Below are 20,673 nucleotides of genomic sequence, written 5' to 3'. Positions count from 1 at the left end.
GGAGTTAAGACAATATAACCTTAGCAGCATGCGGAGCTTGATTACAATGGAAAGCGGGGATATGATGCCGGAACGCTCTATTTTGTCCTATTTTAAAAGCCCGGAGGAAGCTGAGGGGGTATCCAGAAAGCTACAAGCGCTGCGGGTAATTGAGCTCTCGATCGACCGCTTTAGCAAATATGGCGGGAACGGTCCGGTCCAGAGCATTAATCCGGTCACTGGGAATATTGCCGGCATGGCTTCAATGACTGCTGACCGCAGCCATACCGGCATTCTTGCGGCGGCGGATACCAGCGCCAGCGGGATGAGCCACGGGGGAGATGGCGGCCCCACGGGAAGAGATATTTTATTGACTGTAGTGGTGGATTCGGACTCGTATGACAGGGCGCTGCGTTTGATCGAAGAAGCTGGGGGCTTTATCTAAAACAATAGATAGCACTACTAAACCCGAAAGGATTGTGAGGCCACGATGGATCGAGAGAACTCCAAAATTTTCTCCAAGACAGACAAGCAGAAGATGTTGTACGAAGCTAAATTGGAGGATGTTGAATTCTCAGCCGCAGAAGCAGATCATGATGATTTGGAAGCTCAGGAGCGGTCACTGGAAGCTGATAAACGGCAGTTGCACGAGATTTTGAAGAAAAAGTAAAAGAAAATATTAGAAATTGCCCCACTTGATGGGGCTTTTTTGCGTGTTCGGGGTGTATAATCAAAGGAGTAGTGCTCAATAAACATAAAGCTGGGTGATGATATTGTCGCAAATTGTACTATTGGAAATACCCGGTAAGCTGGACAGTAATACATATGAATTCTGGCAGTCCAAAGTTTCGGTGCAACGTCGTAATGGGATCGGCAGATTTTTGCGCCTTGAGGATGCTTACCGCTCCTTGTTCGGAGAAATTCTGGTCCGGACGGTGATTCGCCAGGAACTGGGTATTCCCAATCAGGAAATTCATTTTCAGAAGAATAAGTATGGAAAGCCACATCTGGAAGGCAAAGAGAACTTTTCCTTCAATGTCTCTCATTCGGGCAAATGGGTGTCCTTAATTTATGGAACAGGCAGGCTTGGAGTAGATATCGAAGAGATCCGGCCTATCGACTTGACGATCGCGGAACGCTTTTTCTCAGACGAGGAATATGAGGATTTAATGCTGCGTCCGGAGGAATCGCGGACAGATTATTTTTACGAGATATGGACGTTGAAGGAGGCGTATGTAAAAGCGCTCGGTAGCGGCTTATCGCATCCCTTGACCTCATTCTCTGTACGTAAGCATCCTGATGGCTTAGTAGGGCTCTCTCCTGACGCTGGAAGCTACTATTTCAAAACCTATGATATTAACAGTGCTTATAAGTTCTCCGCCTGTTCCAGTCTGGATGATCTGCCGGATCAGTTCGTGCTTCAGGATACCCAGAAACTCCAGCAGTTCTGGTTGAATAATTGAATTCGCTTTCATATTTGAATTTGAAAATCAAGCTATTGTGGGGAGGTGGTTTTTTGAGATGAGTGATACTGCCATTATAACGTTGAATAGTAACAATATTGAGCAGCAGCATATATGCTGTGCGATCTCGGACAAGAAGTGTGCGGAGGGAGTTAGGCTGAAGAAGGAATGGCTACAAGAACGTTTCCAGGAAGGGCTGCGATTCAAAAAACTGGATGTTAGGCAGAAAGTATTTATTGAATATCTTCCGGCGGATTACGCCTGGTGTCCGGTAGAGGCACCTGGTTATTTATTTATCAATTGCCTATGGGTAGCGGGTTCCTTCAAGGGGAAAGGACACGGCGCGCAGTTGCTGGCTGAATGCCTGGAGGAAGCGCAAGGAGCTAACGGCATTGTGGCCGTAACAGGCAGGACGAAGAAGCCGTATCTGTCAGACAAATCCTATTTTCTGCATAACGGTTTTCAGGTTTGTGACCAAGCACCACCTTATTTTGAGCTGGTAGTTCTGAAATCCAACGAGACTGCGCCAACACCGAAATTCAAGGCAACTGTACAGAGTCAAAAAGTAGAATTTTCAGAAGGATTACAACTGTTTTATACCGCACAATGCCCATATACCAGCTATTATATAGGTGAGCTTGAGACAGGCGCGCAGGAACGCGGAATCCCTTTGCAGGTGCGCCGAATAATGACTACAGAAGAAGCGCAGAACGCACCCACTCCATATACCAGCTACAGTCTGTTCTATAAAGGACATTTCATTACGCATGAAATCATGACCCGGAACAAGTTTGAAAAGTCGGTGGAGGGCTGGATCGAAAAGTATGGTCTTCCCGGCTAGCGTGCCGTATCCCTTGCTATCAGTGAATTTGTTGCAGAATCTGGAGGAGAGACAATGGACAACATCATATTATGGGGCGGACTCGTGCTGGTGATCGCACTACTCACCTATCTTAATCAAAAGCAGCGCTATTCCTCCAGCGTCAAGTTCGCCTACCGTGAACTGCGTGAGCTGGCGCAAAAGATTGGCGATGGTCAATCCTCTAACGCTGATCTCAGCCGCTGGGAAGAGGCTTTGGCGGAGCTGGAGAAGCATCCCAATGAGTTCAACAAGCTGGAAAATGAGCTGGGGCTGCGTAGTACGTTCGCTTCTTACCTGGAGCGGCATTATCCGCAAGATACCAGGCTTCCAGCTCTGCAGGAGGCCGCTGCGCACCGCAAGGACAGTGTCTGGGGAATCAGGATCGGCGATTACAATTCCAAGAAATAAGTGGTGGATGCTGTGGCATACATATCCCGGACCGATGGAGGGCAAGCAGACGGCTTGCCCTCTTTATTTTGTTTCTTTGCATATTCTGAATGAACCTTTTGGGCGGCTCAATTGTTATATAGATATCCGAGACCAGAGAGGAGGGGGAACATTGGAGAGCAATCGGGAACTATTCGAAGCCTTTAACAGGGATGTGTACCGAACCTGCTATTACATGGTCCATAATGCGGCGGATGCGGAGGACCTGACACAAGAAGTATTCATTACAGTTTTCCGCAGCAATCGGGAACATATCGAGCATTTACGGGCCTGGATCATGAAAATAACAGTCAACCAATGCTTGAATCATTTGCGGCGACGGCGCAGCCTGAATGAGAAGGTTGCAGATCATCCCTATATGTTCACAGGAAATGAAGAGAAGCCGGTAGACCGGCTGGCGGAAGAACGGGAATCCGCAGTGGAGTGGGCAGGGTACATGAGGCGTTTGCCGGACAAAATCAGGGCGGTAGTGACACTGCGTTACATGCATGATTTTAGCCTAGCCGAGATTTCCGGCTTGTTGTCGATCCCCTTGGGAACGACGAAATCCAGACTGCATAAGGGACTGCGATTAATGAAAGGCATTCTGCTGGAAGCAGGGGTGCACACTCAAGACAGGGAGGAAGAATCTTATGGACAAAATAGAGCCTACGCTAAAGCGTCAATTAAATAAGGATGAGAACGTGCCTTATCCTGATTTTGAGAACATGTGGAACAGGATGGAAGAAGCCGGTCATACCTCTGCTGTGGTGGATTCTACACCGGCCCGTGTATCTACACGACGCCACAAAAGCTGGCGCAGAATTGCTATGGCCGCTTCACTCAGCGCACTATTGGCTGCTGCTCCGGTGTATGCCGCCATTCATTATGATTGGGGCAACGTGTTGCGGGACAAAGGGGGACTTCAGGCTGTTCTGGATCAGAATATGGGTCAGCCACTGGGGCAGACAATCAGCAAAGGTGGCGTTACACTAACGCTTCGTACGGCGATTGTGGATGAGAACCGGACGGTCATTTTATACAATCTAGATGTCGGGAAACGTGCGGATACTGAGTTCTGGGATCTTAAGGGCATGAGCTTGAAGGATGAACATGGAAAGAATAGCGAAGGAGAATTTAGCTATTTGCAGTGGGATGAGAAGAATCAGAGATATAACGGTTATTTCGAGAGTGATTGGTCCCCAAAGCAGGATACGGCGAAAGTTAGGCTCACAGCGGATATTCTCCAGTTATACAGCCAGCAGGAAGTGGACTTGCAGCTGGACAGCGGTTCCGAGAAGGCACAGAGCTTCCAGATCGGCAAGGATGGCATGCAAAAAATCGAGGTCAAAGCGTTCAAGCAAGGCGCTGATAAAATACTTCTCTCCTCGGCGATTACTTTCGATCGGGTAGAAAGCAAAGCCTGGGCTTATCCGCAGATTGCTCCGATTGTCCAAGGAAAGACGCTGCACGCACTGTCTGGAAGTACCTATGGTCAGCCGAATGATAATGGCGATTATACAACCCAGCAATATTTTAAAAGCAGTGACTTGCCTGCGGGACAGACGACTTACAAACTGCAATATACCAAGGTAGAAAAAAATATAGACGGACCTTGGGCATTTGATCTGCAGTTAAGTAAAAAGCAGATGGAGAGCGGAACGATCAAGACAGAGCTGAATCTTCCACTAGAGCCTGGGGTTTCCGACCATATCATCGAAAAAATGGTGGTGACGCCTACCCAAATCCGGGTGGCCGTACGATCTAAGGTTAAAGGGTTCGCGGATATACCATATAAAAAAATGGCACTTGAAGTAAATGGACGAACGCTTGAAGGCGGGTTGTTCCGTTCGCCCAAGGATGATCCCTATCTGATGAACTACAAGTTCGAGTTGCCTTCCGATCTGGTAATCACCAAGGAGACGCCGATCACTTTTGTAGGCAAATATAAAGTTACAACCCATGAAGATGATAAAACACCGGTTCTCTTGACCGACATCTCTACTAAAAAGCAGACGTTGGACAGAGCGGTTGGTGGATATCCTGTTCAGTGGACGTACTATATGCGGGGGAATGACTTGTACGTAGAGACTGGAAGCGAGGATGCCCATTTTGGCGGGATCAACCAGACCCATATTAACCTTGGTAAAGACAGAATTCTTGGCAGACCAGTAACGGTCAACTTCGCCGGTGATGGCAACAACAAGGCGATAGACGTCTATAAGGATTTCAAACAAACAGAAGCCTCGCTATATATGTTCTACTACACGACCGACGAGCCGGATAAAGAGACCCGGGTGCAGCTGCAGCCTTAGTGTATTTAGGGAAAGTAATTCAAAATATTAACCTTATTTTAATGGGGAGAACCTTGTGTTCCTCCCTTTTTTTCGTATACATTAAGAGGACGTTGTCAAGGCAGGGCAAAAGAAGGTGTCTATAAGACACCACAATATTAAAGAGAGAGAGGAGGAGATGACGATTAAAAGATGTGAATGGGTCACCGCTGATCCCTTGTATATTGCTTATCACGACACGGAATGGGGACAACCCTTGTATGACGATAGGGCGCTGTTCGAACTGCTGATGCTGGAGGGGATGCAGGCAGGACTAAGCTGGTACACGGTGCTGCAAAAGCGGGAGCGCTTCAGGATCGTGTTTGACGGTTTCGATCCCGAGAAGATTAGCGCTTATGATGAGTCAAAAATTGCCGAACTGATGCAGGATGCCGGGATTATCCGCAATCGGCTGAAGATCCTGTCCGTCATCAATAATGCGCGCGTGTATCAGGAAATTATCCGGGAGGAAGGCAGCTTTTCGAATTATTTATGGAGCTTTGTTGGCGGAACGCCTGTCCTAAATCACTGGAAGAGCAGGGCGGAAGTGCCTGCCAGCACCCCGCAATCTGATGATATGAGCAGTGCGCTGAAGAAGAAAGGCATGAAATTCGTCGGCACCACCATATGTTATGCCTTTATGCAGGCTTCCGGCATGGTGAATGACCATACCCTGGATTGTTTCTGCAGGAGCCAGGACACGGGCTTACCCGTTGTAAAAGTTTAATTCAGCGTCTCTATGCGTGCAGTTTGGCGCTCAGGCAAGGAGAAATGTTATACTGGTAATGTTCGCAAATTTAAGGAGGATTCCAACAAGATGTTATGGCATGAAGTAACGATACATACAACCGAAGAAGCGCAAGAAATGATATCTAATTTTTTATATGAAGCAGGCGCGGGCGGTGTTTCCATCGAGGAATCCGGCATACTGGGCAAAGTGCGGGATACCCGTTACGGCGAACTGTATGATGAGCCGCTGAATGATATCCCCGAAGGGGAAGCAGTAATTAAAGGGTACTACGCAGAGTCTGTGGATATGGATGAAGTGATTGCGGAGCTGACTCCCCGTGTAGAGGAACTGCGGGAATATGGCATTGATCCGGGCAAAGCTCTAATCTCCTGGAAAACTGTGGATGAAGAAGAATGGGCTCATGCCTGGAAGCAGTATTTCAAGCCACTGCGCGTATCGGAGCGCTTGACCATCAAGCCGACTTGGGAAGAGTATACGCCGGAAAGTCCGAACGAAAAAATTATCGAGATCGACCCTGGCATGGCCTTTGGTACGGGCACACATCCTACGACAGCTTTATGCTTGCGGGCGCTGGAGAAGAATATCACTGGCGGCGAAGAAGTCATTGATGTCGGCACCGGGTCCGGCATTTTGGCGGTCGGTGCGATGCTGCTGGGCGCAGGTTCTGTGCTGGCGCTGGATCTTGATCCCGTTGCCGTGGAGAGCGCAGTGGAGAATGTGGCGCTAAATCGGCTTGAAGATTCCATTACTGTAAAAGAAAGTGACTTGCTGTCGCTATTAGGCGGCGAAAAGGCCGCTGATACAGCGGCCGGAGACATGTGGCCATCGGCAAGACCAGAGGCCAATGTCTCTGTACAACCTGAAGTGAATCCTGCCGGGGATAGTCTTGGCGTTACACTGCCAGTGCAAATTGTGGTGGCTAACATTCTCGCAGAGATTATCGTATTGTTCACAGATGATGTTTACCGGGCGCTGAAGCCGGGCGGCATCTACATTACCTCCGGCATTTACAAGGACAAGGAAGGTCTGGTGTCACAGGCGCTGACGGCGTCCGGCTTTGAGATTATCGAAATTACCCGTGAAGAAGATTGGGTGGCATTTACAGCCGGAAAGAGGTAAAGATGGATTTTTTGCGAAATTTTATTAGTATACCGCTTGAACAGTTACCGTTTTTTTTGATCACACTATTAATCGCATTTACGGTGCATGAATTTGCACATGCTTATTTTGCCAACAAGTTCGGCGATCCCACAGCACGGCTGCTGGGCCGCATGACGCTGAACCCTGCCGTTCATTTTGATTTCCTGGGCGTTATTTTGATGCTGTTGGTCGGTTTCGGTTGGGCGCGGCCCGTTCCGGTTAATCGGGACAACTTCAAAAACCCACGTCTGATGGGGATTATTGTGTCTATTGCAGGACCAATCAGTAACTTGTTGCTGGCGATTCTCGGAACGTTGATCTACGCGGCGCTGCTGGCGACGGGTACGATCGAAGCCATTACCAATGTTCGTTTGCTTCAGGCCGTGTATTTGTTCTTCGGTATGTTCATTCAGTGGAATTTCTTCCTGTTCCTGTTCAACCTGATCCCGCTTCCGCCACTGGACGGCTACCGGATTGTCGAAGATCTGGCCCCGCGTTCGATCCGCGGGCGGCTGCAGCAGTATGAGCAGTGGGGAAGCCTGATTTTCCTGCTGATTCTATTTATTCCGGCATTGAGAGCGTACACCATTACTCCGCTGCATATTTGGGGCGATCAAATGACCCGAAGTTTTCTAAAGATGTTCCTCTGGATGTTCGGCAGCTAAAGCCGGGCAATAAGGCTGGTCACAGCATGGCAAACGTTGTATGATGGTTTTTGGCGTTAAGACGGCTTATCATGTTGCGCCGGATGGCGGGGGCCAGCCTGCAGAGGCAGGACCTATGTCCCCCGGCGCCTGAATAACGGACAGGATGTTGATACGATGCAGCGATATTTTGTGACGCCGGAGCAGTTCAGCGGCGATACCGTAACTATCGGCGGCGAGGATGCTCGCCATATCGCCAAGGTCATGCGCGGCAAGGAAGGGGACAAGCTGATTGTCAGCGATGGGTCCTCCCGTGAAGCCTTGGTTGAAATTGTTCAGATTGAAATTGGAGAAGTTACAGCGAATGTAGTGGAAGTCCTGGAAATGACGCATGAAGCGCGCGTCAAGATTACAGTAGCCCAAAGCCTTCCTAAAGGCGACAAGATGGAGACTGTGATCCAGAAATGTACTGAGATCGGTGCTGTGTCCTTTCAGCCGTTTTTGTCAGAACGCACCATTGTGCAGTATGACGAACGCAAGGAAGGCAAGCGTCTAGAACGATGGCGCAAAATCTGCAAGGAAGCCGCAGAGCAGGCCCACCGGAACATCATCCCTCCGGTAGAGCCTCCAGTATCCTGGAAGCTTTTGCTGCAATCGTTTGCGGAATATGACGCCGTGTATTTTTGCTATGAGAAGGAAGAAGGTCTGCAATTGCGCAGCGCCGCGGCTCCAAAGCTACAAGCTTTGCAGGACCAGTCTGCTATCAAAATAATGGTGGTAGTTGGACCAGAGGGCGGCTTTACAGTCGAAGAGGCCGCTAAAGCTGAGGCGGCCGGTGCCGTGCCTGTCGGTCTTGGACGACGCATCCTGCGCTGTGAGACGGCAGGGATGGTAGCTGCAGCATGCCTGTTATATGAATCCGGAGAAATGGGGGGAGCTTAAGAGATGTCATCCGTAGCGTTTTATACGTTGGGTTGCAAAGTTAATTTCTATGATACCGAAGCCATCTGGCAACTGTTCAAAAATGAAGGTTACGAGCAGGTGGATTTCGAGGGTACCGCCGATGTGTATCTGATCAATACTTGTACTGTTACCAATACTGGTGATAAGAAGAGTCGCCAGATGATCCGCCGCGCTGTACGCCGCAACCCTGAGGCCATCGTAGCTGTTACGGGCTGCTATGCACAGACGTCCCCAGGGGAGATTCTTGATATTCCGGGTGTCGATCTCGTGATCGGCAACCAGGACAGGGATCAGATCATGACGCATGTGAAGAACATTCAGGAATCGCGCCAGCCGGTGAATGCGGTTCGCAATATCATGAAGACCCGTGAGTTTGAGGAAATGGACGTACCGGCTTTTGCTGACCGGACACGGGCGTTCCTGAAGATTCAAGACGGGTGTAATAACTTCTGCACCTTCTGTATAATTCCTTGGTCGCGTGGACTGTCGCGCAGCCGTGATCCGAAGAGCATTGTGACTCAGGCACATCAGCTTGTGGAGTCCGGTTACAAGGAATTCGTGCTGACCGGCATTCATACCGGAGGCTATGGGGATGACCTTGACAACTATCGTCTGTCCGATCTGCTCTGGGAGCTGGACAAGGTAGATGGACTGGAGCGCGTGCGGATTTCCTCCATTGAAGCTAGTCAGATCGATGAGAAGCTGCTTGAAGTGCTGAACCGCTCCTCCAAAATGTGCCGTCATCTGCACATCCCGCTGCAAGCTGGACATAACCATGTGCTGAAGACGATGCGCCGGAAGTATACAACCGAAGAATATTACGCCAAAATGCAGCTGATTCGTCAGGCCATGCCGGATGTCGGCATTACAACTGACGTCATTGTTGGATTCCCGGGAGAAACCGATGAAATGTTCCGTGCCGGCTATGATTTCATGAAGGCGGTCAATTTCTCGGAAATGCACGTATTCCCGTACTCCAAACGGACAGGTACACCGGCTGCTCGCATGGACAATCAGGTGGATGAAGAGATCAAGAATGCCCGTGTGCAGGAACTGATTGACTTGTCCGAGGAAATGCAGCTGGCGTACGCGCAGAAGTTCGTTGGGCAGACGCTGAATGTGATTCCCGAGCGGTCTGCGAAGGATGCTCCGGGCCGGAGTACACAGCATGGCTTCAGCGACAATTATTTGCAGGTCTTCTTTGAAGGTGATGATTCCCTGCAAGGTGAGCTGTGCCAGGTGAAGATCACGCAAGCAGGCGTAAACGAATGCCGCGGCGAGCTGGCTTCAGTGAAACAGGCGAGCCTATCGATATAAAAATTGTAGACACAAAAGCCAAACAGCGATTCCTCAGTTTTATTCGGAGTGGCTGCTTGGCTTTTTTATGTTATTGGATTGTCTTCGGCAGTTAAATTCCGCATAAGGCGATGGCACTGCTTTTAACGGAAATTTTATAGTCATAAAGTCCTGAATTGTGAATTTAAGCCTCCATAATCTCAGAAAGAGTAAACACTTCGATGCAAAATGTCGATAGTAGTGGAAGAGTGTGGGAATGCATCCCTGGGACAACATTAAAACAGAAGGAGAGAAATGATGACTGTGAATAGAAAAATGACGAAGCTGCTCCTCATCTTTGCATTGCTGGCTACCGTGGTATTCCCGGCAAGCGTCTTTGCGGAGAAGGGAGATATCAACTCGATTGAGTTTGAAAGCTCGGCCAAGCTGGATCTGGTTGTAGGGCAGTCACCGAAACAGTTGAGAGTGTTCGCCAATGTGGAAGGGTCTACCTCCAAGAAGGATGTGACGGGCGCAGTAAGCTGGAGCTCCTCGAATACTGCTGCCGTTAAGGTTGTGAATGGTCTTGTGACCCCGCTCGACAGTGGTACAGCTACAATTACTGCGATTTATAATACTGCGTTGACTACTATTGAGGTCTCGGTTACTCATCCGTTTAAAGACCTGAAGATTGAACATAAAGAGGGCATTTACAAGCTGGGAGACAGTGAAGAGAAGCGGACAATCAAAGCAACGGTACTTGGTGGAAAGTCCATTACCGAAGCGACTGATGTTACAAAAGATGTTGAATGGTCCAGCTCTGACAGCAGTGTATTGACGATATCGGAAGGTAAAGTCAATCTTCTGAAAGAGGGCAAGTCCACCATTACAGCAAAATACAAAGGTTTGACGGCTACATATAAGGCTGAAGTAGAAGTTGCTTTTACCGAGATTGAAATTAAGCAGAACGGTAAAGTAGTCAAGGATGTTGAGACCCTGATCGGGGACAGTTCTATCAAATTGACAGCGTTCAGCAAAACGGCAGCGGTATCGGAATCAGAAGATTTGACTACCAAGGGAGACTGGAGTTCCTCCAATCCGGCTGTAGCTACGGTCAAGGATGGAGAACTCAAAGTTCTGGCTACAGGTAAAACAGTGATTACGATCACAAGCCTCGGCGTTAAGGCTACAGTAGACGTCTATGTCCGCTCGCCATATGAAGCGATTCTATTGAGTCCTTCCAAGGATCAGACGCTGTTCATGGGCGAAGTGCTGGATGTAAAGGCTGAGGTAAGAGATGCAGCTAACTCTACGCTGAATGTATCCCTGAACGCTACCTGGACATCCAGTGATCAACTGGTAGCTACAGCCAAACCCGAAGCAGACGCTGCGGACATTACGGCTAAGGGTGTGGGGGACTCTACCATCAAAGCGGAGTATAGAGGCGTTAGCAGAGATATTAAGGTAAAAGTGCTGCCAACGATTACTGCATTGTCTATCGAGAAGACAGAGCAAGAGTTGTTCAAGGGCGACACGCTGGGTCTGCCAAAAGTAGACGGAACCAAACTCGACGGCTCCAAGATTGATCTGAGCCAAGAGGTGGAATGGACTTCCGGTAATGCAGAAATCGCTCTGATTAAGGACGGTAAGATTGAAGGTAAATCTGCAGGGACTGTCACTCTGACCGGTAAAATCAAAGAGGGCGGCGTCACCGCTTCCAAAGCAGATATCCGCAACAAGAGCGTGGAATTGAAGCTTACGGTTCAGGATAAAGTGCTGGTACTGATCGGACCTGAGGACAACCTTGTGGTGGTTACCGGTGAAGAGAAGCCTATGCCTTCGGTAAGAGCGGTTATGGAGAACGGCGACGAGCGTGAGACCTCGGATAAGATCAAGTGGGAGATTTCTGGCACGAATGCTGTACTCAAGACAAGCGCAAGCGGTCAAACCATTAAAGGACTCACTAAAGGCAGTGCGAACCTGAAAGGGACGTATGCCAACAAGACTATCACAATCCCGGTAACTATTGAGCAGAAGATTACCAAGATTGTGGTTGAGCCGGCTTCACTGGATTTGAACATCAAGAATAGCAAGACGGTTAAAGTAACGGCTTATTATTCCAACGGAAAAACAGGTAACCTGTCCAGCAGCATCAAATGGGAATCCAGCAATCCTGCAGCGGCTACGGTGACTGGCTCTTCCGTAAAAGCGATCGCTGAAGGCACGACTACACTGAAAGGCTCCTATCAAGGAATTGATATCAGTCTGAAAGTCAACGTGATTCCTAAGCTGACCAAACTGACAGTGAATGAAACACGTCTCCAACTGGCCCCGGGTGCCAAGCAGACGGTAGTGGTTACAGCTCTGTATGATACTGGTAAAACAGTTGATGTGACAGGTCTTGTAGCTTGGACCAACTCGAAGCCATCGGTAGCCAAATGGTCAATTGGCAGTATTACAGGGGTGGCGAAGGGATCGACATCCTTTAAAGGTAAATTCGACGGTAAGACTGTAACGGTCTCTGTAACAGTTAAGTAATTGCAGCATTATGCTAAAAAATAGTTAGAAGACGGAAAGAACTGCAAGCCTATATCGGGCCTTTGCAGTTCTTTTTTGGTAACATGCATTTTTCTTCTTTGTATTAGATGAAAAGGCCCAATTGAAGTATAATAGTACAGCGACAGCAGAAGTGCCGGTAAAGTGTATGCCATAGTACTGCTTGTTAGGACTGGAGCCGGGTCTCCAGCCTGGACCATAACTGCAGGTAGCACAGTGGCAGGACAAGTGCCGAGCAGACGATGTTGAAAATAGTCTGGGCGTGTGCAATCTGTGCGCCAGAGCCTCCGCCAATCCAGGCGGAAAGACTCTGCAGCGGGCCGATGAGCGGCAGGAACAGCAGAGCACCGCCTACGTTGAGTGCCACATTCGTCCAGGCAACGAAGGTTCCGGCAATGGAACCGCCGATGGATGCGATCACGGCTGTGACGCATGTGCCGACATTCGCGCCCAGCACAATGGCAATCCCCACCTCAGTTGGCAAGGCCCCTGAGGTGGCAACGCCGATGGCCATGCCAATGACAGCAGCACTGCTGTGTACAAGCGCGGTCAGGCAGGCGCCGGCAACGATGCCCCACAGGGCACTTGTGGCCGCATGATCCAGGAACCACCAATACAAGCCGTTCTCCTGCAGTGCTGGGCCAATCGACTGCATGACCTTGATGCCCCATAGGACGAGCGAGAAACCGGTGATAGCCAGGCTAATGTATTGGAGCGGCGTGGATAATCGCCGGAGTGATGACGCTGCAGGATGGTTGGACGACAGCTCGCCCATGATAACCGCAGCACCCCACAGGCTGAGCGAGACGGCCAACAGTGGCGAAGAATAGGAGCTGATCTGCAGTCCGATCAGTTCTGTAGTCAGGGAGGTGCCGATGTTGCTGCCGAGAATAATGCCTAGTGTGCGGGCATAGGTGAGCAGCCCGGCATTCACCATACCGATCGTCAGCACGGTGACGGCGGTGCTGCTCTGCAGCAGGGCGGACAGCAGACTACTGGCTATCATGCCTTTTAACGGTGTAGCCGTTGCTTTATTCAGGCCGGCCTTCAGCAGCGGACCGGCCAGCCGGGACAAGGACTTCTCCATCAGCTTCATACCGGCTAGAAAAATGACAAGACCATATATGACAGGGAACAACAGATCACGGATCATAACAACATGCTCCTTTGACTGGGGTTGTACACCAATATATGAAAGTAGCGCAGTGGACATGTATAAAACGATAAGATCAAGGAGTTGAAGTCATTGGCATCAGTAATTTTGGAACGCAGCCGTAAAAAAAGACTAGAGCAGGGCCATCCATGGGTATATGGAAGTGAAGTGGCCTCGGTGGAAGGAGAGCCACAAGCTGGCAACTTGGTCGATATTATGAATCATCAGGGCCGGTTTCTGGCATCAGGATACTATAACCCCGCTTCGCAGATCCGGGTTCGGGTGGTCTCCCACCAGCATCTGGAAGAAATGGACACAGCATTCTTCGTGGAACGGTTTACGAACTGCCTGCGGCACCGGAATCGCTTCCTTCCCGGCGCAGACGCATACCGGTTAGTCTATGGCGAAGCCGATTTTCTGCCGGGACTGATTGTGGACCGGTTCGGGGACGTTCTGGTCGTGCAACTGCTGACGCTGGGGATGGACAAGCGGCGGGCAGAGATTGTAGAGGCGCTGGTGCAGGTGATGGCACCGCGCGGAATTTATGAGCGCAGCGACGTTAGCGTTCGCGAGCTTGAAGGGCTGGAGCAGGTAACCGGGCTTCTTTACGGGGAATGTCCCCGTCATGTGACGGTTACCGAGAATGGCCTGAAGCTGATCGTAGATATCGTGGAAGGCCAGAAAACGGGTTACTTCTTCGACCAGCGCGAGAACCGGGCCTCCATTGCCCCGCTAATGACAGGCTGGGGGGAACGCAGCGGCATCACGCTGCAGGAAGTTGATGCTGAGGATGGCTCTCGTCAGGTGCTGCCGGTTAACAAAAGCGGCAAGACAGTAACTTTCCCATACTGGGACGGGGCTACAGTATTAGAATGTTTTTCGCATACAGGAAGCTTCACCCTTCATGCCTGCAAATACGGCGCCAAGAAAGTAACCTGTCTTGACGTGTCCGCCCATGCTATTGAAAGCGCCAAGACTAACGTGGAGCTGAATGGATTCAGCGACCGGGTGGAATTCGTGGTCGACGACGCGTTCCAATACTTGCGTAATCAGGTGAAGGGGCTGGAGGAACGCTCCGAACGTGCCACCGCGGGGGCGGGGCAGGATGCTTCTGGCGCCAAGACGGCCAAGGCGGATACAGCCAAGCCGATGACCGCAGGCGGCGGACGGACCTTCGACGTGGTGATTCTGGACCCGCCTGCTTTTGCAAAGACAAGAAGCGCCGTAGCAGGAGCTTGCCGTGGATATAAGGACATTAACTTGCATGGCATGAAGCTGGTGAACGAGGGTGGATATCTGGTAACGGCAAGCTGCTCTTATCACATGCAGCCGGATCTGTTCCTGGAAACCATCGGGGAAGCAGCCAAAGATGCCGGTAAAGTGCTCAGACTGGTAGAGTGGCGCGCCGCTGGCAAGGATCACCCGCAAATTCTCGGTGTGGATGAAGGGCATTACCTGAAATTCGCGATCTTTGAGGTGCGGAGCAAGAGTAATTAATTCTCCTGTTAGGTACGTTGGAGGGGTAATCGGACCTTTGACTTGAAAAGGAAGCTGCCTCTGTAGGCAGAAAAAGAGTGTCGAGAATGTCTACGGACTTTTCGACACTCTTATTTTTATGTGTGGAGACTTCACGCGGAGGAGTGTGCTAAGAGCTAGAAGGAACGAAAGGGAAGAGTTGGAACTGTAGGAGCGAATGCGCTCGCCTGAAAGCTTTTCGTAGGAAAGCTGGCACCGAAAGCATAAGCTTTAGACAGATTTCAATAACAATATAGTTTGAACTTAAAAATCTAACGTCCTGGGTGGGTGAAATCCTTCGTATACAAGGGCGTAACTTGGTGTATCTTGTGTAACCCGCGTTCGAGCTTAAGAGGAACTTTAATAACAGGAAAATATACCGTTAAAAATTTCTTTTTACCGTATTTGTCATAAATAAAGGGAATTTCTCCCGTTAAAAAGCTCGTTTATCCCGCAATTAGCTAGTAATGAGGTGATTAACAGGATTTTTTCCAGTTATTTGTAGAAAAGGAGCCGTTTTAATGAAAATAACAGGAGTCATTCCCGTTATTCGAATCACCGTAGTGAAGACCGAGGCTTAAGTGAGAATCTTAAGTTCGTTTTATATAATTGATAATAGTTCTCATTTACGTATATAATGAACCCAAAGCAAGAGGAAGTGGGGCTAAGGGATGGAACATAATGCGAATATATACGAACATGAAAGAATAGATGCTAAAAAGACACTTGCCTGCGAAGGGTTCAGTCATACTTACCGCCTTGATGGAGGTCATTTCGAGATTAAGCCCCCGGAAGAGATTGGAGCTGGGGCCTGCCGCAGCCTGCTCACCCGCGGTAATATTCAGATGACTAACTTCAGCCTTACTTTTAACAGAGACATACAGGCTAACGGAGAGTTCAACTCCCCGCGGACAGAGCTGGTGTTCTGTCTTGGGCACGGAATTGAATGGGGCACTTCGCTGAAGGGAGATAACTTTGGCATTGATACAGGGCAGAGCGCTCTGCTGTATGGCGGAGTGAGGGCAGAGAATTGCCAGTATGTGCGGGATGCTAATTATCGTTTTCTCAGCATGGATATGAGCCCGGAGCAGTTCAAGCGGATGACGAGCGGGCTGACCGAGGATGAACGGCTCCGTTTTACCGGAAATGAGGCTGTGTTTTTCAACAAAAATAAGATTACGCCTGCCATCCGGCTTGTTCTGTCGCAAATTTGGGAATGCCCCTATAGCGGTGGTGTTAAGGAACTCTATTTGGAAGCGAAAATGCTGGAACTGTTCGCCGTCTACCTCAATGAATCGCTGTACGAAGCGGAGCGGATTCCGCAAACTGTCCGCCTCTCCAAAGACGATATGGCCAGCTTGCAGCAGGCAAGGGAGATTTTGCAGCGGGATTATACCGAGCCGCCGACACTGGCAGCACTGGCCCGGAGCATTTGTCTCAATGAATTCAAGCTCAAAAAAGGATTTAAGGAGATGTTCGGCTATACTGTGCATGCGTATGTGATTGAACAGCGGATGCAGCAGGCTCGTCATTTGCTGGAGCAAGGCAGCCTGACCGTGACAGAAGCCGCGTACCGGGTAGGATACGGAAATGCCAGCCACTTTGCAGCCGCATTCCGCAAAAAATTCGGGGTTCGGCCCGGAGAATATGCCATTCGTTCCCGAGGTGCAGGTCCGAACAGGACGGGGTGGCCAGTTGGCGATGACCAAAATGAGGATTTGCCCGGATTACTCCCTTTTTGATTCATAATAATCCCATAAGGAGTAGAGCCGTCAGGAATCCAGCGGCTTCCGCATAGAGGTTTGACCACCACCTTGGGCCCCGCACCGCGCGCCGGGAGCCGCACGCGGTGTGGGTTATAATTTGTTTGTTGTTACAAGAGCTCGCCGTATCTACCAGATGCGGCGGGCTTTTGCGCGTTTTACATAGAAAGCTGGCTGCGATGTGCTGCACAGAACACTTGTAAAACATTTGAAGATCATCCAAACGTATGTTCCGAATGGAGGGGTATATGGTATAATGTTGGGACGAGTAAGTGACTGTGAGTTACACTTTTGTTTTGCCATGGGAGGAGTCTTTATTTATGTCGATAACCTTTTTAACCGGACGCTCGGGCAGCGGTAAGACAACTAAAATACGGGAGTCGATATCCTCTCAGTTAGCGCAGGAGCCGCTTGGTGCGCCAATCATTGTGCTTGTCCCAGAGCAGGGGTCCTTCGGGGCCGAACGGGGCCTGCTCACTGCGGGTGGTGCCAAGGGCAGCATCCGCGCCCAGACCCTGAGCTTTTCGCGGCTGGCCTATCGGGTAAGGCAGGAAACGGGAGGCAGCGCAAGTCTTCCGATTAGTGAAGAAGGCAAGAAGATGCTTATTTATAAAATCATCAGCCGCCGCAAGGAAGAACTGAAACTGTTTGGACCCTCCTCGGACCGTCCGGGCTTTGTGGAACGGTTGAGTCAGCTGCATACCGAATTGAAGCGCTACTGTATCGGTTCTAATGATCTGAATGAGCAATTGTCCAGTATGCGTGAATCTATCGGTAACAGCCCCATATTGGCAGGCAAACTGGAGGATTTATATATCGTATTTAGCGATCTGGAGCAGGAGATGTCACAGCTCTATATGGACGAAGAGGACCGGTTGGTTGAACTGGCCGAGCAGATTCCTTTGTCATCCTATGTCCGTGGTGCTGAAATTTGGGTGGACGGCTTTCATGGTTTTACCCCTCAGGAATTCAAGGTGCTGCGGGAACTGATGTTGCACGCCTCCAGCATGACAATATCGCTTACGCTGGACAAGTCCTATCCATCCGGCGGGGGGCTGCATGAGCTCGACTTGTTCCATCCGGCTGCAGTAACGTATATCAAGCTCCGCGGTATGGCTGAGGAACTTGGGCTTGAGGTTTGGGACGAGCCACTGTCGCCTCCTGTGTTGCCCCGCTTCAAAGATAGCCCTGTGCTCGGCCATCTGGAGCAGGGGTATGACCGCCGCTTGGGCTGGAAAGGCCATCAGGATGCCGTACAGTCCATTACCATTGGTGCTGCTGTCTCGCACAGGGCTGAAGTGGAGGGGGCCTTGCGCGAAATGCTCAGACTGGCACGGGATGAGGGTGCCAAATACGGTGAAATGGCGGTATTCATGCGAAACATCAGCGATTATGAATCGCTCGTGTCCCCGCTGTTCAACGATTACAAGATCCCTTTCTTCCTCGATCAGAAGGTGAATGAGCTGCACCACCCGCTGGTGGAATTTGTTCGCTCCGCACTAGATGTGGTGAGGCGTCGTTGGCGCTATGAAGATGTGTTTCGCTGTGTGAAGACCGGACTGCTTCTTCCGGACGACGGAAGCCTGACTAACGAAGACATGGACAATCTGGAGAATTATGTGCTGGCTTGCGGTATTCAAGGGTATCGCTGGACGGACGGACGTCCCTGGAGGGGCATTCCCAGCCTTTCGCTTGAAGGCGGCAGGGCTGTAGACGAAGAATTGTTGTCCACAATGGAGAAATGTAGAGCAGCCATCGTTGGCCCCCTGGGGGATTTTGAGAAACGGGTGAAGAAAAGCCGTAGCGGAGAAGACCTCTGCCGGGCAGTCTACACTCTTCTTGAGGGTGCAGGTACCGCAGGCAAGCTGGAAGAGATGAGCGCCCAGGCGCTGAAGTCGGGAAAGGCAGCTAGAGCTCGTGAGCACAGTCAGATCTGGAGTGCGGTGCTTGATCTGCTGGATCAGATCGTGGAAATGATGGGCCAGGAGAAAATGGAGTTTGCGATGTTCGCGGGTGTGCTGGAGACGGGTCTGGCCGAGCTGAAAATGGGGCTGGTGCCACCGGCTCTGGATCAGGTTCTGGTAGGCAGCATGGACCGGACGCGTACTTCGGGTGTGAAGTATGCTTTTCTCCTTGGGTTCAATGAAGGTGTCGTTCCGGCACAATTCAAAGAAGACGGCATTTTGTCCGAGGGAGAACGTGGGATACTGGAGAGCGTCGGACTGGAGCTTGCTCCGGGGGCTTCCCGCAAGCTGCTTGATGAACGCTTCCTGATCTACAATGCGCTCACAACAGCGAGCCATAAGTTATGGATCAGCTATGCGACTGCTGACGAAGAAGGAAAAGCTCTCCTGCCGTCTGAAGTGATTCGTCATTTGCAGCGGATGTTCGGGGGCAAACTGGCAGAACGTCAGCTTCCGGTTAGTCCGCCTGCGGTGTCAGATGAAGTGGCCCAGGCTGTGTTACCTCTGCATATGGACTTTATCGGGGATCCGGAACAAAGCCTACGCATTCTCATGTTGCAACTAAGACAGTGGCGGCAGGGTGCCGACATTCCGTCTTTCTGGTGGGATGTCTATAACTGGTTCGCTTCTGGTACAGAAGGGGAAGCGAAGAAGCTTCGCCTGAAGAGGCTGCTGGGCTCCTTGTTCTACCGCAATGAAGGCATTCAACTGAAGCGTGGAACCAGCCTCAGACTGTACGGCGGTTCCACGCTGCGTGGTAGCGTATCCCGGATGGAGAAGTTCTCGGCTTGTGCGTTCTCTCATTTTGCCGCGTACGGCTTGCGCCTCAAGGAGCGGCAGATGTACAGGCTCCAGGCCCCGGATATCGGGCAGCTGTTCCATGCAGCGCTTAGTGAAATGGCGCAGCGGCTGCAAGAACAGGGCCGTGGCTGGGCGAGCCTGACACCGGAGGAATGCCGGCGCGTAGCCGGGGAGACAGTGGATCGCCTGTCGCCGCTGCTTCAGGGCGAGATTCTCCTAAGTACGAAGCGGTACGGTTATATTACCCGCAAGCTGAAGAGTATTGTGGGCCGGGCTTCCGTAATCCTGGGTGAACATGCCCGCCGGGGCAGCTTTGAGCCGGTCGGGCTGGAGCTTGATTTTGGACCGGGCCAAGATTTGCCTCCCCTGCGGATTACACTGCCCAACGGCTGTGTGATGGAAGTGGTCGGGCGGATTGACCGGGTGGATAAAGCGGAAGGGGAGAACGGCATTCTGCTGCGTGTAATTGACTATAAGTCCAGCCAGAAGGACCTCAAGCTCCACGAAGTTTATTTCGGTCTGTCGCTACAAATGCTGACCTATCTTGAAGTGCTGTTGACCTATTCCGAGGAATGGCTGGGCAAGCCGGCACTCCCGGCAGGCACGCTTTATTTTCATGTCCATGACCCGCTGCTCTCGTCGTCCAACGGCATGAACCGCGAGCAGGCGGAGCAGGAACTGCTGAAGCGGTTCAAAATGAAGGGGCTGCTGCTGGCTGACCGTGAAGTCGTATCCTTGATGGACACTACGCTCGATAAGGGACATTCCGCGATTGTTCCGGTGGCAGTGAAAAGCGACGGGAGCTTCTACAGCAGTGCTTCTGTAGCCACGCCGGAGCAATGGGGTCAGTTGTTGTCCTCTGTAAAAGGGACCATAGCAGAGATTGGCACCCGGATTACAGAAGGGGACGTGGCCATCCAGCCCTATCGGATTCAACAGGAGACGGCTTGCACATTCTGTTCCTTCAAACCGGTGTGCCAGTTTGATGAGACTATTGAAGGCAGCGGATATAACCATCTCGGCAAGCCCGGCAAAGATGACATTTGGGACCTGCTGTCCCGCAAAGGAGGATTGACGCCGTGAAT

The 20,673-nt window shown here is 50.7% G+C and carries 17 protein-coding genes; 16 read left to right on the top strand and 1 reads right to left on the bottom strand.

From position 1 onward, the window contains the following. The first annotated feature begins 64 nt into the window (after positions 1-64). The 13 genes from ACFRAM_RS10780 to ACFRAM_RS10720 all read left to right on the top strand — a co-directional run bounded on the left by ACFRAM_RS10780 (position 65) and on the right by ACFRAM_RS10720 (position 12,374). Positions 65-424 carry a hypothetical protein gene (locus ACFRAM_RS10780; RefSeq protein WP_379465948.1) on the top strand — a complete coding sequence of 120 codons (360 nt, stop codon included), beginning with the start codon at positions 65-67 and terminating at the stop codon, positions 422-424. Between the two features lie 45 nt (positions 425-469). Beyond that, positions 470-649, top strand: coding sequence for a YfhD family protein (locus ACFRAM_RS10775; RefSeq protein WP_175372822.1), 180 nt, complete (start codon positions 470-472; stop codon positions 647-649). Positions 650-752: 103 nt separating this feature from the next. After that, positions 753-1,442 (top strand): 4'-phosphopantetheinyl transferase family protein, encoded by a 690-nt coding sequence (locus tag ACFRAM_RS10770; protein WP_379465842.1) that lies wholly within the window; start codon positions 753-755, stop codon positions 1,440-1,442. Between the two features lie 58 nt (positions 1,443-1,500). Next, positions 1,501-2,283, top strand: a complete 783-nt coding sequence (locus ACFRAM_RS10765) for an N-acetyltransferase (protein ID WP_379465841.1) — start codon at positions 1,501-1,503, stop codon at positions 2,281-2,283. A 54-nt stretch (positions 2,284-2,337) separates the two neighbouring features. Further along, on the top strand, positions 2,338-2,712 hold the full coding sequence (locus ACFRAM_RS10760) for a hypothetical protein (protein ID WP_379465840.1): 375 nt from the start codon (positions 2,338-2,340) through the stop codon (positions 2,710-2,712). Positions 2,713-2,863: 151 nt separating this feature from the next. Further along, positions 2,864-3,424, top strand: a complete 561-nt coding sequence (locus ACFRAM_RS10755) for an RNA polymerase sigma factor (protein ID WP_379465839.1) — start codon at positions 2,864-2,866, stop codon at positions 3,422-3,424. Further along, complete coding sequence (locus ACFRAM_RS10750) at positions 3,384-5,045, top strand: DUF4179 domain-containing protein (RefSeq protein WP_379465838.1); 1,662 nt, start codon at positions 3,384-3,386, stop codon at positions 5,043-5,045. Before ACFRAM_RS10755 ends, ACFRAM_RS10750 begins: the two co-directional genes overlap by 41 nt. Before the next feature lie 157 nt (positions 5,046-5,202). After that, complete coding sequence (locus tag ACFRAM_RS10745; RefSeq protein ID WP_379465837.1) at positions 5,203-5,790, top strand: DNA-3-methyladenine glycosylase I; 588 nt, start codon at positions 5,203-5,205, stop codon at positions 5,788-5,790. A 90-nt stretch (positions 5,791-5,880) separates the two neighbouring features. Then, entirely contained in the window at positions 5,881-6,933 is a 1,053-nt protein-coding gene (prmA, locus tag ACFRAM_RS10740) for a 50S ribosomal protein L11 methyltransferase (RefSeq protein ID WP_379465836.1), read from the top strand. A gap of 2 nt (positions 6,934-6,935) precedes the next feature. After that, positions 6,936-7,619, top strand: a complete 684-nt coding sequence (locus ACFRAM_RS10735) for a site-2 protease family protein (protein ID WP_175372830.1) — start codon at positions 6,936-6,938, stop codon at positions 7,617-7,619. 156 nt (positions 7,620-7,775) lie between these two features. Continuing rightward, positions 7,776-8,540 carry an RsmE family RNA methyltransferase gene (locus ACFRAM_RS10730; protein ID WP_379465835.1) on the top strand — a complete coding sequence of 255 codons (765 nt, stop codon included), beginning with the start codon at positions 7,776-7,778 and terminating at the stop codon, positions 8,538-8,540. 3 nt (positions 8,541-8,543) lie between these two features. After that, positions 8,544-9,878, top strand: coding sequence for a tRNA (N(6)-L-threonylcarbamoyladenosine(37)-C(2))-methylthiotransferase MtaB (gene mtaB / locus ACFRAM_RS10725; RefSeq protein WP_066364304.1), 1,335 nt, complete (start codon positions 8,544-8,546; stop codon positions 9,876-9,878). A gap of 273 nt (positions 9,879-10,151) precedes the next feature. Beyond that, positions 10,152-12,374 carry a translocation/assembly module TamB domain-containing protein gene (locus ACFRAM_RS10720; RefSeq protein WP_379465834.1) on the top strand — a complete coding sequence of 741 codons (2,223 nt, stop codon included), beginning with the start codon at positions 10,152-10,154 and terminating at the stop codon, positions 12,372-12,374. A 184-nt stretch (positions 12,375-12,558) separates the two neighbouring features. Here the strand turns inward: ACFRAM_RS10720 and ACFRAM_RS10715 are convergent, their stop codons facing one another. Further along, complete coding sequence (locus tag ACFRAM_RS10715) at positions 12,559-13,545, bottom strand: Na/Pi cotransporter family protein (RefSeq protein WP_379465833.1); 987 nt, start codon at positions 13,543-13,545, stop codon at positions 12,559-12,561. A gap of 93 nt (positions 13,546-13,638) precedes the next feature. Here ACFRAM_RS10715 and ACFRAM_RS10710 point away from each other — a divergent pair, with 93 nt between their 5' ends. The 3 genes from ACFRAM_RS10710 to addB all read left to right on the top strand — a co-directional run bounded on the left by ACFRAM_RS10710 (position 13,639) and on the right by addB (position 20,671). Next, a complete protein-coding gene (locus tag ACFRAM_RS10710; RefSeq protein WP_379465832.1) occupies positions 13,639-15,042 on the top strand; it encodes a class I SAM-dependent rRNA methyltransferase in 1,404 nt (467 codons plus the stop codon). Between the two features lie 689 nt (positions 15,043-15,731). Further along, positions 15,732-16,802 carry a helix-turn-helix transcriptional regulator gene (locus tag ACFRAM_RS10705; protein ID WP_379465831.1) on the top strand — a complete coding sequence of 357 codons (1,071 nt, stop codon included), beginning with the start codon at positions 15,732-15,734 and terminating at the stop codon, positions 16,800-16,802. Between the two features lie 341 nt (positions 16,803-17,143). Further along, a complete protein-coding gene (addB, locus tag ACFRAM_RS10700) occupies positions 17,144-20,671 on the top strand; it encodes a helicase-exonuclease AddAB subunit AddB (protein WP_379465830.1) in 3,528 nt (1,175 codons plus the stop codon). The last annotated feature ends 2 nt before the right edge of the window (positions 20,672-20,673 follow it).

Origin of the sequence: Paenibacillus sp. NPDC056722, assembly GCF_042790635.1 — a bacterium.
GTDB classification, from domain to species: Bacteria; Bacillota; Bacilli; order Paenibacillales; family Paenibacillaceae; genus Paenibacillus_AQ; species Paenibacillus_AQ agri.
This window is presented reverse-complemented; position numbering and strand designations above follow the sequence as displayed.

Coding starts and splice junctions, on each gene's coding strand:
- ACFRAM_RS10760 (WP_379465840.1), top strand. CDS start 2,338: ATGGACAACATCATATTATGGGGCGGACTCGTGCTGGTGATCGCACTA.
- ACFRAM_RS10780 (WP_379465948.1), top strand. CDS start 65: ATGCCGGAACGCTCTATTTTGTCCTATTTTAAAAGCCCGGAGGAAGCT.
- ACFRAM_RS10730 (WP_379465835.1), top strand. CDS start 7,776: ATGCAGCGATATTTTGTGACGCCGGAGCAGTTCAGCGGCGATACCGTA.
- mtaB (WP_066364304.1), top strand. CDS start 8,544: ATGTCATCCGTAGCGTTTTATACGTTGGGTTGCAAAGTTAATTTCTAT.
- ACFRAM_RS10735 (WP_175372830.1), top strand. CDS start 6,936: ATGGATTTTTTGCGAAATTTTATTAGTATACCGCTTGAACAGTTACCG.
- prmA (WP_379465836.1), top strand. CDS start 5,881: ATGTTATGGCATGAAGTAACGATACATACAACCGAAGAAGCGCAAGAA.
- ACFRAM_RS10775 (WP_175372822.1), top strand. CDS start 470: ATGGATCGAGAGAACTCCAAAATTTTCTCCAAGACAGACAAGCAGAAG.
- ACFRAM_RS10765 (WP_379465841.1), top strand. CDS start 1,501: ATGAGTGATACTGCCATTATAACGTTGAATAGTAACAATATTGAGCAG.
- ACFRAM_RS10715 (WP_379465833.1), bottom strand. CDS start 13,545: ATGATCCGTGATCTGTTGTTCCCTGTCATATATGGTCTTGTCATTTTT.
- ACFRAM_RS10705 (WP_379465831.1), top strand. CDS start 15,732: ATGGAACATAATGCGAATATATACGAACATGAAAGAATAGATGCTAAA.
- ACFRAM_RS10745 (WP_379465837.1), top strand. CDS start 5,203: ATGACGATTAAAAGATGTGAATGGGTCACCGCTGATCCCTTGTATATT.
- addB (WP_379465830.1), top strand. CDS start 17,144: ATGTCGATAACCTTTTTAACCGGACGCTCGGGCAGCGGTAAGACAACT.
- ACFRAM_RS10720 (WP_379465834.1), top strand. CDS start 10,152: ATGATGACTGTGAATAGAAAAATGACGAAGCTGCTCCTCATCTTTGCA.
- ACFRAM_RS10750 (WP_379465838.1), top strand. CDS start 3,384: ATGGACAAAATAGAGCCTACGCTAAAGCGTCAATTAAATAAGGATGAG.